Origin of the sequence: Paenibacillus sp. FSL M8-0228 (assembly GCF_038007385.1) — a bacterium.
In the GTDB taxonomy this organism is placed as follows: Bacteria; Bacillota; Bacilli; order Paenibacillales; family Paenibacillaceae; genus Paenibacillus; species Paenibacillus polymyxa_D.
The window spans coordinates 3,044,736-3,058,933 of sequence record NZ_JBBOXA010000001.1; the positions used below are offsets into that span (position 1 = coordinate 3,044,736).

At 45.5% G+C, this 14,198-nt stretch carries 14 protein-coding genes; 8 read left to right on the forward strand and 6 right to left on the reverse strand.

The annotated features are described in order from the left end of the window. Positions 1-49 precede the first annotated feature (49 nt). Entirely contained in the window at positions 50-619 is a 570-nt protein-coding gene (locus MKY98_RS13410) for a TetR/AcrR family transcriptional regulator (RefSeq protein ID WP_029515149.1), read from the reverse strand. A 137-nt stretch (positions 620-756) separates the two neighbouring features. Between MKY98_RS13410 and MKY98_RS13415 the strand changes: the two genes are divergently transcribed. The 7 genes from MKY98_RS13415 (at position 757) to MKY98_RS13445 (ending at position 8,717) form a co-directional block, all read left to right on the forward strand. After that, positions 757-2,220 (forward strand): DHA2 family efflux MFS transporter permease subunit, encoded by a 1,464-nt coding sequence (locus MKY98_RS13415; protein WP_069011926.1) that lies wholly within the window; start codon positions 757-759, stop codon positions 2,218-2,220. 207 nt (positions 2,221-2,427) lie between these two features. After that, positions 2,428-3,963 (forward strand): nickel ABC transporter substrate-binding protein, encoded by a 1,536-nt coding sequence (gene nikA / locus MKY98_RS13420; RefSeq protein ID WP_081317590.1) that lies wholly within the window; start codon positions 2,428-2,430, stop codon positions 3,961-3,963. Between the two features lies 1 nt (position 3,964). Then, positions 3,965-4,909: a nickel ABC transporter permease gene (gene nikB / locus MKY98_RS13425; protein ID WP_069011814.1), complete on the forward strand. Its 945-nt coding sequence runs from the start codon at positions 3,965-3,967 to the stop codon at positions 4,907-4,909. Beyond that, positions 4,906-5,760, forward strand: coding sequence for a nickel transporter permease (nikC, locus tag MKY98_RS13430; RefSeq protein ID WP_039273117.1), 855 nt, complete (start codon positions 4,906-4,908; stop codon positions 5,758-5,760). The genes nikB and nikC overlap by 4 nt, the downstream gene beginning before the upstream one ends. Before the next feature lie 8 nt (positions 5,761-5,768). Continuing rightward, positions 5,769-6,605 (forward strand): ABC transporter ATP-binding protein, encoded by an 837-nt coding sequence (locus MKY98_RS13435; RefSeq protein ID WP_069011813.1) that lies wholly within the window; start codon positions 5,769-5,771, stop codon positions 6,603-6,605. Then, positions 6,598-7,440: an ABC transporter ATP-binding protein gene (locus tag MKY98_RS13440; protein WP_069011811.1), complete on the forward strand. Its 843-nt coding sequence runs from the start codon at positions 6,598-6,600 to the stop codon at positions 7,438-7,440. Before MKY98_RS13435 ends, MKY98_RS13440 begins: the two co-directional genes overlap by 8 nt. Further along, positions 7,407-8,717: an MATE family efflux transporter gene (locus MKY98_RS13445; RefSeq protein WP_069011809.1), complete on the forward strand. Its 1,311-nt coding sequence runs from the start codon at positions 7,407-7,409 to the stop codon at positions 8,715-8,717. Before MKY98_RS13440 ends, MKY98_RS13445 begins: the two co-directional genes overlap by 34 nt. A gap of 121 nt (positions 8,718-8,838) precedes the next feature. Here MKY98_RS13445 and katA read toward each other — a convergent pair whose 3' ends face one another. From katA to MKY98_RS13470, 5 genes are all read right to left on the reverse strand, one after another. Further along, positions 8,839-10,296 carry a catalase KatA gene (gene katA, locus MKY98_RS13450; RefSeq protein ID WP_029515135.1) on the reverse strand — a complete coding sequence of 486 codons (1,458 nt, stop codon included), beginning with the start codon at positions 10,294-10,296 and terminating at the stop codon, positions 8,839-8,841. 290 nt (positions 10,297-10,586) lie between these two features. After that, on the reverse strand, positions 10,587-11,189 hold the full coding sequence (gene cysC, locus MKY98_RS13455; RefSeq protein WP_069011806.1) for an adenylyl-sulfate kinase: 603 nt from the start codon (positions 11,187-11,189) through the stop codon (positions 10,587-10,589). 59 nt (positions 11,190-11,248) lie between these two features. Then, positions 11,249-12,148, reverse strand: coding sequence for a TIGR02452 family protein (locus MKY98_RS13460; protein WP_069011805.1), 900 nt, complete (start codon positions 12,146-12,148; stop codon positions 11,249-11,251). After that, the gene (locus tag MKY98_RS13465) at positions 12,145-12,636 is read right to left on the reverse strand and encodes an NADAR family protein (protein ID WP_039273133.1); all 492 of its coding nucleotides are present in this window, start codon (positions 12,634-12,636) and stop codon (positions 12,145-12,147) included. The genes MKY98_RS13460 and MKY98_RS13465 overlap by 4 nt, the downstream gene beginning before the upstream one ends. 28 nt (positions 12,637-12,664) lie before the next feature. Then, the gene (locus MKY98_RS13470) at positions 12,665-13,570 is read right to left on the reverse strand and encodes an NUDIX hydrolase (protein ID WP_069011803.1); all 906 of its coding nucleotides are present in this window, start codon (positions 13,568-13,570) and stop codon (positions 12,665-12,667) included. 292 nt (positions 13,571-13,862) lie between these two features. Between MKY98_RS13470 and MKY98_RS13475 the strand changes: the two genes are divergently transcribed. Beyond that, positions 13,863-14,165, forward strand: coding sequence for a hypothetical protein (locus MKY98_RS13475; protein WP_069011801.1), 303 nt, complete (start codon positions 13,863-13,865; stop codon positions 14,163-14,165). Positions 14,166-14,198: the final 33 nt, after the last annotated feature.

Sequence of the window (14,198 nt, forward strand, 5' to 3'; positions counted from 1 at the left end):
GTTACTTGTTGGAGCTCATTAGGAGAGATTGAAAATTGAAGAGACAGGATTATTTGACCAACTGTGGAATGTAATCCACGATATTATAAATAGGAGCACTGCTCTGTTGCGTAACGGCCAAAATCAATGCACCTTCGAGCATCGAAATGATAAGTACCGCCAGACTGCGTGCCTTTTCCTCGTCCCAGCCCGATTCCTGAAGACGCTCCATATAGATGTGCTGCCAATCTGTAAACGTATTCACACAAGCATGACGTAGCGATTCACTAATACAGGAAGTTTCCGCAGCAGCCCAGAAGCCAATCGGCATGAAGTCGTTAAAGCCGGTACGGTCTGCCTCCTCAGCTGTATTACGAATAAAATCCTGAATGGCTAGCACTGGATTATCATTCCCGTCCAGTGTCTGTTTTAATTTTTGCTTTATAAACTCATTCCCTCTTCTTATGCACTCCAAAGCCAATTCTTCTTTACCACGCGGAAAATAATAATAAAGTGACCCTTTCGGTGATCCACTCTCCGCAAGAATCTGATTCAGTCCGGTCGCGTGATACCCCTGATGAAAAAAGAGCTTCGATGCGGTTTGTACGATATTCTCGTATGATTCGGGTTTAGCAGCCATATACAGCATCCTTCATTATTTAATATTTACAACTTATACTTTGACAAAAAAATAACAACATGTTTATTATATATAGACCGATTGTTATAATTCAACACTATTAATTTATTTGGAGGAACAAAAACAACATGAGTACAATGAGTCAAACAAGTTCACCCTCTGAACCCAAAACGTTCAAGGTGCTACCTATTATGATTGCGCTGCTCCTTAGCGGCTTTATTGGGATGTTCAGTGAAACGGCACTTAACATTGCACTGAATGATTTGATGCAGATTTTGCATATTACAACTGCAACAGCCCAATGGCTGACAACCGCTTATCTGCTTACACTCGGTATTTTAGTACCTGTATCGGGATTGCTGATTCAAACCTTTACGACAAGACAGCTGTTTGTTACATCGTTGCTGTTCTCAATAGCTGGTTGTCTCGTTGCTGCGCTTGCACCTACTTTTTCAGTGCTATTGATCGCACGTATTCTTCAGGCCATTGGCACGGCGTTGTTATTGCCATTGATGTTTAACACCATCTTGATCATTTTCCCGGCTGAAAAGAGAGGCGCGGCTATGGGGATCATCGGATTGGTCATTATGTTCGCACCGGCAGTGGGCCCTACCATTGCAGGACTGGTACTGCAAAATCTGTCTTGGCACTGGATCTTCTGGATCTCCCTTCCGTTCTTGGTTCTCTCACTGATTTGCGGTATTTTATTTATGCAAAACGTTTCAAAAACGACCAAGCCCAAAATTGATTTTTTATCTATCCTGTTATCTTCCATTGGCTTCGGCGGTGTCGTGTTTGGTTTCAGTAAATCCGGAGAAGGTGGCGAAGGTTGGGCTAGCCTGATGGTTCTGCTTCCTGTGATTGTCGGTCTGATATCGTTGATACTGTTCTCTGTACGTCAATTGAAAATGAAGCAGCCTATGTTGAATTTGCGTGTATTTAAATACCCTATGTTTGTTATTGGCGTTATTATGGTGTTCCTATGTATGATGACGATCCTTTCTACGATGCTGATTCTTCCACTCTTTTTGCAAAAGGGGCTGGCTCTGTCTGCTCTAACAGCAGGTTTAGTACTTCTGCCCGGTGGGATTATCAACGGCCTCTTGTCTCCTATTATGGGTTCATTGTTCGATAAATTCGGTCCCAAGTGGCTTGTCATTCCAGGACTTGTGATTGTAGCTGCTGTTTTGTTTTTCCTGTCCGGCATTACAACAACATCAACTCTTGTACTCATTATTGTGCTTCATAGCTGCTTGATGATCGGCATTTCCATGATTATGATGCCAGCTCAGACAAACGGCCTAAATCAGCTCCCTATGGATCTATACCCAGACGGAACAGCCATTATGAGTACGCTCCAACAAGTTGCTGGTGCAATCGGTACAGCCGTAGCGGTAAGCATTCTCTCCAAAGGTATGGAAGGCTATTTGAGCCAATCCAGTATGCCTGAATCCGTAAATGAAATGGCCAATGCCATGACAATCGGATCACAAAATTCATTTTTCTTTGCGATGATCATCAGTGTGATCGGGTTGATCCTTGCCTTTTTCATCCGTAGAGTTCATGTTGAACATGGCACTGCCAAAGCTCCCATGCACTAATTCATAATTTTCATGTGATTCCAAATTAATAATATGTGAATAAACTTAAAGACTGCTAACCATATCACTATTGGTTAGCAGTCTTTTTGATATGAATTTACATACACATTCGTCAATTACATATTTACAAAGCACCTTCATTTGGTTACGATATGATTCATGAGTTAAAGCGTAAAAATTACGATTACTATTAAGGAGGACTTCCTGTTGTTTAAACGTTCGTATTTTAAACTATTTATACCTGCGGTAATGGCGGTAATGATGGCAGCCTGCGCTTCTTCTCCGTCAGCTTCACCCTCTCCATCTGCTGCACCACAAGATAAAAGTGTCACCTTATTGTTCAACGTGCAGAGCCCTACTATAGACCCCCATTCAGATGTAAATTACACAGCTGTTCGTGCTGGAGTAAGTGAAACACTGATCAAAGTGAACAAGGATCTTAAGCTGGAAGCTTGGCTTGCAGACAAATGGAACAGCAAGGACGGACAGCACTGGACCTTCAACATCCGATCAGGTGTGAACTTCCACAGCGGTAAAACCGTCAATGCTGCTGCTGTCAAAGCCTCTTTGGAAAGAGCGTTAAAGCTCAATCCATCGGTCAAAAATGCGCTACATATCCGTGATATTCATGCGGATGGACAGATTTTGACCATTACGACAGACAAGCCTTTCCCAGAATTTGTGTCTGAGCTGGTTCATCCGAATACGGCTATTATAGACACCACAGCTACAGGTGACCTCCCATCTGGGACGGGACCGTTCAAGGTTGCCAGCTTCCGTGCTGGAAGTGAACTGAATTTAGATCGCAATGAACAATATTGGAACGGTGAAGTAAAGTTGAAGCATGCCAAATTCATGTTTAACGAAGACGCCAATGCACGTCAGCTTGCTTTTCAAGCCAAAACTGCTGATATTGTGTATCGCCCGCCAATTGAAAGCCTGGAGCTATTGAAAGCTGATTCTACTGTTAAGGTTGACTCACTTCCTAGTTTGCGAACGCATCAACTTATTTACAATATGAACAATAACGATCTGAAAAAGACGGCTGTGCGTAAGGCATTCGATAACCTGATCAACCGTGATGAGATTGCCAGCGGTATTATGTCCGGCCAGGGAACCCCTGCTCAAGGGCCGTTCTTGCCCGACTTTCCATTTTCGCCGGAATATATTACGAAAAAATTTGATTTAAATGCTGCACGAGAAGGCTTCAAGCAAGCTGGATATACAGTGCAGAACGGAAAAGTTGCAACCCCTGACGGCAAGCCGCTTCAACTTACATTACTAACTTACCAGTCGAGAGCGGAACTTCCACTCATTTCCCAGCTGATTCAGGCTAATGCTAAAGAACTTGGCATTACGATTGATATCCGTCAGGTTGATAATATTGACGAATATCTTACCGCTCATCAGGATTGGGATTTAGCGACTTATAGTAGCATTACAGCCCCGCGCGGCGATGCAAGCTATTTTCTAAATGCGGCTTACATGCCTGAAGGAGCACTAAATTATGGGCGTGTGCATGTACCGGAACTCGCGAGTATGATTTCACAGCTGAACACAACCGTGAATGAGGAACAACGCAACAAGCTGGCGCTGAAAGCTGTCACACTGATTGACCAAGAAAATCTGCAATCCTTTCTGGTCCATCCAAACAACGTAGTGGCCTATCGCGATTACGTACATAACTGGGTAACTAGCCAAAGTGAATATTACTTGCTAACCCAGGACCTGGATGTGAACTAGCATGTTCAAATCCATGGCCAAAAAGTTTCTTGAACTAGTTTTGTTCTTTCTTATTCTTTCCTTTGTGAGCTTCTGTCTGCTTAAGCTTGTTCCGGGCGATCCCGTCCGGAGCATTCTCCGAGTCGATGATGTAGCTGTGTCCAATCAGCAAATTACGGATATGCGCAGCCAACTAGGGCTGGACCAACCATTACCTGTGCAATATGGTAAGTGGCTGGTTCAGTTGCTTCAGTTTGATTTTGGACAATCTTATTTAACCCATCGTCCGGTATTCACAGAGTTTATGGAAAAACTGCCTTATACGCTGCTGCTGACCGGAGGCTCTCTGTTCATTTTGCTGCTAATAGCTCTACCCTTGGGAACGATGGCTGCGCTCTACCGTAACCGCTGGATTGACAGCGCCAGTCGTGTGTTTGCCTTAATCGGCTCCTCGATTCCCAGCTTTTGGCTGGGGCTTTTGTTTATCGAATGGTTTGCAGTTAAATTGCGCATTTTGCCGTCTATGGGCGAAGGAACCGCTTTTCATTTGGTACTCCCTTCTCTTACCTTGGGATTAGCAATGGCGGCCGTTTATGTACGAATGATTCGCGCAAGTCTGATTGAAAGCTCGGGGCAAGACTTTATCAAAGCGGCGCAAGCGCGTGGCATCAGCCCCATCCGCATTTTTTTCAGACACATGCTCCGTCACAGTCTAGTTCCACTCATTACGGTATTCAGTGAGAGTATAGGTAGCCTACTGGGAGGCACAGTCGTGATTGAAGTGCTATTCGCCTATCCGGGGCTGGGAAAATGGATTGTGGATGCCATTGCTGCAAGGGATTACCCCATAATTCAGGGCTATACCGTATTTATGGCTGGATTCATTGTATGTATCAATATTTTGGTAGAGCTGTCCTACCGTTGGGTCAATCCTGAAATCGCTTTGAAGGAGAAACGTTTATCATGATAAAATCCGTACATGCGGAAAACGGGCAGCTCACTAGAACGCGATTGTCCAAAACATGGATCGTGTCGCTCTCCATCCTGCTCATTCTTTCAGCAATTACAGTCGTTCCGTTTCTTGCACCGCAAGATCCGTATCGTATCCAGATGGGGAATCGACTACAATCGATCAGCGCTACGCACTGGCTGGGAACGGATCATTTGGGCAGAGATGTACTATCGAGAGTCATAGCTGGACTTCGGACGACTGTCGGAACCAGTTTGTTGATTTTGGCCGTTTCGCTGGTTGTCGGGGTCCCTCTTGGTCTGCTTTCAGGATTTATTGGAGGCTGGATGGATCGTGTATTCAAGCGGGTGGTCGATGCCTTCATGACATTACCAGATTATATTTTTGCCATTGTGCTGAGCGGTTTGCTCGGACCAGGCTTAGTAAATCTTATTTTCGCGGTAACTGCGGTAAAATGGGTTGGTTATGCACGCCTGGTGCGTAGTACCGTGCTGGCAGAAAAGCAAAAGGATTACATTTCGTTATCCATACTGGCGGGTACCTCCTCCCTGCGGATTGTCATGCGACATATTCTCCCCCATGCAATAGGGAATGTTCTTGTGCTGGCTACGCTGGATGTCGGCAAAATTATTTTAATGATTGCCTCCCTATCTTTTTTGGGCTTAGGTCCACAGCCACCAATTCCGGAATGGGGTACTATGTTGAATGAAGGACGAGCGTATTTTCAAATGGCTCCCCACCTGATGCTGGTTCCTGGGATAGCTGTCGTGCTAACCGTGCTACTAGCAAACGTATTTGGAGATAAACTACGCGACCGTTATGATGTTAAAACCCGGACAGAGGAGTGAATTGGCACATGCTGACTATTGAAGGCTTAACGATTCGGACCAATGTAAAAACGATTGTAGAGCAACTGGAGCTTGCCGTTCGTCCGGGGGAATGGTGTGCTCTTGCCGGCGAAAGTGGTAGCGGCAAAAGCATGACGGCGTTCGCTATCGGCGGCCTTCTCCCCTCTTCTGTTACAGCGGAAGGTATCATTGCGTGGAAGGACAATAATTTACTAGATCTACCCGCTAAACAAAGGCGCTCTTTGCTTGGCAGTGAAATATCCTACATTTTTCAAGACTACCACGGGGCTTTCACCCCCTTTCTGCGTGTAGGCAGCCAACTGGACGAGCTGATGCGCGCCCATGGCAAGCAAGATCGCAAGGCGCGCAAGCAGCGCTGTATCGAGGTGCTGGAGCGCGTACAGCTTCCCGCCGAGCGTGTGTACCGCAGCTATCCGTTCCAACTCAGCGGCGGTCAATTGCAACGGGTAGCTATTGCGGCTGCACTACTACTGGAGCCGAAGTTACTTATTGCCGACGAGCCCACAACGGCGCTGGATACGCTCACAGCTCATCGGGTGCTGCAGCTCATTGACCAAATCCGGACGGAAACGGGTATTTCCGTCTTGTGGATCACTCACGATCTGCGTCATGTACGCAAGTATGCAGATCGAATCGCAGTGATGCGCGAAGGTTCACTGGTTGAAATAGGTGAAACGCAAGCGGTGCTGAACCATCCGGACCACCCGTATACTCGTCGTCTATTGGCAGCTATTCCGCCGCTGTCTCCGGGCGCTCCAGCACGTTTACCTTACAACAGCACTGAAGAACAGGACGCAATGGAAAGGAGCGCTGCACATGAATAATCAAGCCGCCTGCGCTCAGCGGCAAGACACGTCTAATCCTGTCGTGACCGTCTCCGGTTTGACGAAGGCTTACACTGGAGGCAAAACGGTGCTGCAAAATGTTGCTCTGTCGATCTCCCCTCGAGAATGTCTGGGCATTGTCGGGGAAAGCGGCAGTGGGAAAAGCACACTCGCTCGCTGTATATTGACATTGGACCCATTTGATCAAGGTGAGCTTAGACTAGATGGGCAGTCTATCCGGGGATTAAAGCGGAGCGAGTTAAAACGGATTCGCAGCAGGCTGGGTGCAGTTTTTCAACATCCATCTGCGGCTTTGAACCCCAGACTAACCATCCTGCAATCCCTGCTGGAGCCACTGGACCAGCTTAAGTACTATGTTCCTTCTTTTATGACGGGTATGTCCTCAGAACGTCGGGATATAGCAGAACATTTGCTTGATATGGTAAAGCTTCCAGCCAGCTATCTGGACAAGTTTCCACATCAGCTTAGCGGTGGGGAAAAGCAGCGTGTAACCATCGCACGTGCCATCAGCACAGAGCCGGATTTTATCGTATTGGACGAGCCAACAGCAAGTCTGGATGTGACCACACAAGCCACCGTTTTAAATCTGCTCAAGGATTTGCAGGATGAGCTAGGATTGGCTTATCTGTTTATCTCACATGATCTGGCGGCTGTGCACTTTATGAGTGATCGAATCATGGTCATGAAAGAAGGCAGTGTGCTTGAGCATTTTCCCAAGGAAGCATTATTTCATTCGGATCGCCATCCCTACACACAATCATTACTGGAGGTTTTTTCAACATGTTGCCTTCCCACCGAGCCTATCTTGCTTTAGCTATCCCTTTAATTATTTCGACGATTACAACCCCGCTACTCGGTGCGGTGGATACAGCTGTAATCGGTCATTTGAGCGATTCCGCGTATTTAGGCGGTGTAGCGGTGGGCACTCTTATTTTCAATACTTTATATTGGCTGTTTGGCTTCCTGCGAGTCAGCACATCAGCTTTCACGGCCCAAGCCGCGGGGGCACAAAATAACGACCAGGGCATAGCTGCTCTCATGCGCCCACTGGCCATTGCTTTACTCATTGGTGCGGTATTCATTGTGTTACAAAAGCCCATTCTGTTAGCTTCTCTGCAGCTAATCCATCCAGCTCAGGATGTGGCAGCGCAGGCAGCAATTTATTTTAACATTCGTATCTGGGGAGCCCCTCTTACATTGGTGAACTATGTGCTGCTCGGCTGGCTGATGGGATTATCCCGTGTGAAGGCTACATTATTTTTGCAAATTACAATGAACGTAATCAATATGGTATTAGCTATTGTATTTACACAGATGATGCATTGGAATGTCACTGGTGTTGCAAGCGCTACTCTGATTGCGGAGGCTCTTGCATGTATATTGGGTCTCGTTCTGGTGTTCCGCTCATCGATTTGGAGAGAATGGAAGCAAAGCGGACAGATGAATTGGCGAGGATGGTTTGGAGCTTCAGAGTTGAAAAGTGTCATGGCAACAAACCTTGATCTTATGATCCGTACAGCCTGTCTGCTGACGATGTTTAATCTGTTTACGGCGCGCAGTGCGAGCTTTGGAACCGATCAATTGGCGGCAAACGCTATTTTGTTGCAGATCCATTACATTATGGCTTACTTTTTTGATGGGTTCGCCAACGCTAGTAGCATCATGACAGGTCAGGCTCGGGGTGCCGGGAATCGTAAAATGCTGCAAAGGGTTATTCACTTGTCCTGGTTCTGGACACTGGTGACCAGCGTAGTGACAGGAGGATTGTATTTCGCACTGAAAGAGCCGCTTATCTCACTATTTACGGACAATGCTACAGTGATTAGCCTTACAGGCCCTTATAATGGGTGGCTTGTGGTCTTTCCACTGGCAGCCGGGCTGGGACTGGTATTCTACGGTGTGTTTACGGGGATGACGGTAACGTATCCGATCCGCAATTCGATGCTGATTTCATTGCTCTGCTTTTTGATCGCTCTCTTCTGGTGCGTTCCCCATTATGGGAATCACGGACTTTGGCTATCCTTTATCGTATTTGCACTAGGACGGTCACTGTTTCTTGTAATCTATTTACCTCGCTTGCAGAGGATATAGCAGCACCTGATTTACATCGCTCTCAAAAACAAAGGATGTCCCATCCACCATGTACGTGGTGTTGGGACATCCTTTTATTATTTATTCATACGGCTTTCAGGTTAGGAGTTTGCAGATACCTCTACTCGCCTTGAGGAACGGTCAAGCCTAAACCTTCGGCTACACGGCGTCCGTATTCAGGATCAGCTTTGTAGAAATGTCCGATCTGACGCAGTTTGATTTCATCACTTTCTACGGGCTTCATCGCATTTACGATGTTTCGGACCAGGCGTGCACGCTCTTCTTCACTGAGCAAGCGGTATAGGTCGCCCGGTTGTGTGTAGTGATCATGATGATCGTAGGCTACACTTTGAGCTTCGCCAGACACTTCAAAAGGAGCCATTTTGTGCGCAGGTGATTCTTTGGGTCCACCGAGACTATTAGGCTCGTAATAGACAGATCCTCCGCCATTGCTGTCACTGCGCAATGCACCATCGCGTTGGTAGTTGTGAACTTCCGCATGCGGACGGTTGATCGGCAACGAATTATGATTTGCACCTACACGGTAGCGATGTGCATCGCCGTAGGCAAACAGGCGTCCTTGCAACATTTTATCCGGGGATGCCTCAATACCAGGAACAAATGAACCCGGGGAGAATGTCGCCTGCTCTACCTCAGCAAAATAGTTCTCAGGATTGCGATCCAGCACCATGCGTCCAACCTCGATCAGCGGGTAATCCTTTTGAGACCATACTTTTGTCACATCAAATGGATCAAAGCGATACGTATCTGCATCTTCTACCGGCATAATCTGCACATGAAGTTTCCATGCAGGAAAATCACCTTTTTTGATGGCATTAAACAAATCTTCTGTATGATAATCCGGATTTTCACCAGCAATTTTCGCAGCCAAATCCACATCAAGATTTTGCACACCTTGCTCTGTTTTAAAATGATATTTCACCCATACTGCCTGTCCTTCGGCATTTACCCACTTGAACGTGTGACTACCGAAACCATGCATATGTCTAAGAGTAGCTGGAATACCGCGGTCAGACATTAGAATACTTACCTGATGCAGCGATTCAGGAGATAAGGACCAGAAATCCCAGACCGCATTCGGGTTTTTCAGATGGGTTTGGGGATGACGTTTTTGCGTATGAATAAAGTCAGGAAATTTAATGGCATCCCGAATAAAAAACACAGGTGTATTATTGCCCACGAGATCATAGTTACCTTCTTCTGTATAAAACTTCACCGCAAAACCACGCGGGTCGCGTACAGTATCGGACGAGCCCAGCTCACCCGCCACTGTAGAAAAGCGAATAAACATCGGTGTACGCTTGCCCACCTCAGACAAGAAGCTTGCTTTTGTATATGCAGACAAATCATTAGTAACTTCAAAATATCCGTGTGCTCCTGCACCTTTTGCATGAACGACGCGTTCCGGCACACGCTCCCGGTTAAAATGTGCCAATTTCTCCAGCAGATGCACATCCTGAATTAGTGCGGGACCTCGCGAGCCTGCTGTGATCGAATTTTGATTATCTCCAACAGGAGCGCCCCAGCTTGTAGTCAGGTTCGTTGGTTGGTTACTCATGATTGAAATCACCTCTTAAATGAATTGGTTGACTATGTGCTTTTTACTATAAGTTGTGCACAAACAAAAATCAATACTTTTTTATAATAATTATAATCTAGGATTTAGAATTAGTTTAAAATCATAAATAAAAAAGCAAGCCCTATAAGGCTTGCCGTAAATGCACTACTGTATTTATTTACTAATAAGTATGCTTCCATTTTCACGTTCTGTAATGATTCCTTTGATCACTTCTCGAAGTTTTGCCATTGAGGCTTTCAGACAATATTCATGTAGAATTCATCATAAAATCATAAAAGCAGCTGCTTGCTATCGAGAAAATCCAAGATATCCTCAACTGACTGGATTACCTCCCGGCCTTCTGTGGATACGATTAGATCCGGTTCCAGCGGTGCTTCATAAGGAGCATCAATCCCCGTAAAATGATGAATTTCTCCGGCGCGCGCTTTCTTGTACATTCCTTTTGGATCGCGTCGCTCACATTCCTCCAGGCTGCACTGTATATATATCTCATAGCAACCTTCTTGCTTTAAAATCTCCTTTACCATTTCACGATCTTCACGATAAGGGGAAATGGTGGCGCAAATGGTTAGGACACCCGCATGTGCCATTAGCTTTGCAACTTCAGCAATACGACGAATATTTTCTTTACGGTCAGCGGGTAAGAAACCTAGATTCCGATTTAAACCATGCCGAACATTATCCCCATCCAAAATAAACGTGTGTATGCCTCGTGCATATAACGCTTTTTCAAGTGTGGAGGATACCGTTGATTTTCCCGAACCAGACAGCCCTGTAAACCAAAGCACCGGACTTTTATGGCCATTCAAAAGCTGACGCGCTTGCTTATCAATATCGGACACATGCCAGGTTATATTCGAAGATGGTTCCATTCAGCACCTTCCTTTTTCATGAGATATTATAGTAAACGATTTAATGCACTGCCTTTACTTCAAGAAAGAACATTTTTAAAGCTGTTTAAAGTACGTTGGTCTGCTTTGTGATCCAACACTGCAAAAACAATCCGGTCAAACAGCAAACCATATCCTTCATCTACAATTACTTGCTTGAACCAGAGGGCAACCTCTTCCGGCTTATTGCGAAATACCCCGCAACCATAGGCTCCCAGCACAAGATGTTCTACGTCGTTTTGCTTAGCCATTCCAAGAATGTAACGGATTCGCTCCATCATCACTTCACCAATCCGATTCACCTGCTCTGGCTCCCGTTCTCGCACCACTCCAGCATTTACAGCAGGTGCGGTCAGGAAATCGACTTGATACGGCTTCTCCAACAATGTTCCCTGATCATCCCGAAATACCGGAACTTCAGGCGAATAAATCATATAATCTGAATAAAAACAGCTCCGCAGCTTCCGATTATGTCCATACATCTCTTCCATTTGTGAAATGCAAGGATACAACGCTGACGAACGAGCCAAGCTTTCCTCTTGAGCCTGGCTGCCTCCGAGAAATCCACCTCCCGGGTTTTTGGCTGATGCAAAATTCAAACACGCCACGTGGGTCAGCTTCTCCTCTACCTGGAGTCTGTATGCCGCCTGTAACGTGCTTTCTCCCGTAACCTCCAATTTTGCAATGATCCTCTGTTCGTCTATGCGGGAAGAAGGCTCCAATATACTTTTTATTCTTTGCTCTGCCTCTTGTTTTACAGTTACCAGCTGAGAAGGTGTATATAACTTCGAGCCTGTGACCGCATTCCCTATGTCATTTGTCATATTTACTTGAGCCTGTTTGTTATTCGTATAATACCCATGTTCCAAAATGGATAGTGTTTCCTGCGCCATACTCGATCGGGCATCTCGGTTGCTCCGAGAATTCATTGTATTTTTCATGATGACCATTCCTCCTTTTGCAATACATCCTCACGTAAATTCGTCAATATTTCTCCTAGCCAGTTCGTGCCACGCCATAGCTTGCGGTTCCGTATACGAGCATCGTTCTCAGCTAAGCCTACACCCCAAATGGTGTCGGTTGGACTAGCCTCAACCAGAGTGGTTCCTTTCGTTTTAAGCAGGTGCTTGAGCAAATTCGGATTTTGTGTAAACTTGGCGTAATTACCGTCATACACAAATTGCCGGCAATTGGCCTCCCACAAGGATTGGTCAAATCCGCGCACACTGCGGCCGCGGGCTTTTTGTTCCCTTGGAGTAGGGGCTTGCATAATTTTCAAGGCCGCCTCTTCATCCCCAAAAAGCTGTGCTTTTTTCAACATCATATATTGCTCGGCACAGTTAAACTCCATTCCATCCACGACAAAATCAGAAGGATACCATTGCGAAAACGGCGAATGACTGCGATAAAAAAACGTAAACTTTTCCATGATGATTCCTCATTTCATATTCCTTATGTTACATAAAACGCGACCGAGGCTTAAATCGGTATAACTTGGATGGACGGTGTCCGGCCGCTTTTCTATACTCATTGGTTTCTTCCACGAGATCAGCTATTTTGCGACGAAAAGCTGCAGCCAACAGCTCCTTACCTAGAATAATTTCATACACCTGCTGAAGCTCACTTAGTGTAAATAGAGCCGGCATCAGGTGAAATGCGATATCTGTGTATTCTATTTTGCTGCGCAGACGCTCTATACCGTACGCAATAATTTTGGCATGATCAAAAGCAATTCCCTGTGACTCCAGCACTTCTCGCTTGATTTCAATGGTTCTTCCCTTAAGAATTTCAGTTATTTTTACTTTGGCTGACAGATGGATGTCCCCATGCTTCAATGTGATGTCAATGTCTTGTTCCCATGTGTAACCTTCCGGCTGATTCGTCCGCGTCTCCTGAGCTACGCTGTAATCCAGCTCAAACCATTGGGCATCAGCGGCATCATCCCCCGCCTGTACCTCCAAGGAATCGTGGTCAACTAAAGCCATGTAAGCGCAACTGATCACCCGCATACGTGGATCACGTGCCACATCTCCCCAAGTATATAGCTGCTCCATATAAATCTGATCCACATTCGTTTCCGTTTTAAGCTCGCGTCGTGCAGCTTCTTCCAGACTTTCATCTATACTTACAAAACCACCTGGCAACGCCCATTGTCCTATATAGGGATGCTCCCCTCTTTGGATCAAAAGAAGCTGTAGGGACTTCTCCGGCAGCTTACGGTAATTTTGTTGGAGCTGATCCATTACCGTAAATAGCAGCATATCTACCGTTACGGATGGGCGCTCATATTCACTCGCATCATAAGCGGCCAAAAATTCCTCTTCCGTCAAGCCACTGTAATTATGTTTCAATCCATCTGTCACTTGCGTCACCTACCTGTTCATATATGGGTATTTCATCGCTTTTGAGTCAAAAGTGGCGAATGCTCTATGTAACTTTTAATTTGAATCAATTGATAAAAACAAAATGTTAATATCAATACAATAATATATAAAAACTGCTTCGTCAATAGGGTGTATAGACCTATTTTTTATCGTTTGATAGTACTATTAGACTGTTTACTGAATTTTACTTGTTGCTTATTGTCATATCATGTATGATGTTTTGGTCAATATAGGAAACACAACATACTAATCACGTAGGGAGAAGATCCAATTGTCTAACCAGTTTAATCCGCAAAACAATCAACAAGGAGCACCATCCAGACCAGCCCCTGTGTACCCGCCTCCAGTCTCATTCAAGGAATGGATGATCAGTTTACTTCTGATGGCTATACCGGTAGTTGGACTTATTATGCTGTTTGTGTGGGCATTTAGCGGCTCGACTAATCCGAGCAAAGCTAATTACGCTAAAGCAGGCCTTCTTTGGGCCGCTATTGTAATCGTGATCTATATCATTATGGCTGTTGCTCTGTTGCCTGCACTCATAAGTTCATTGAATTCAAGCAGCTACTATTGATTCCAAGTACATAGCAAAACAACCTTCCGATAA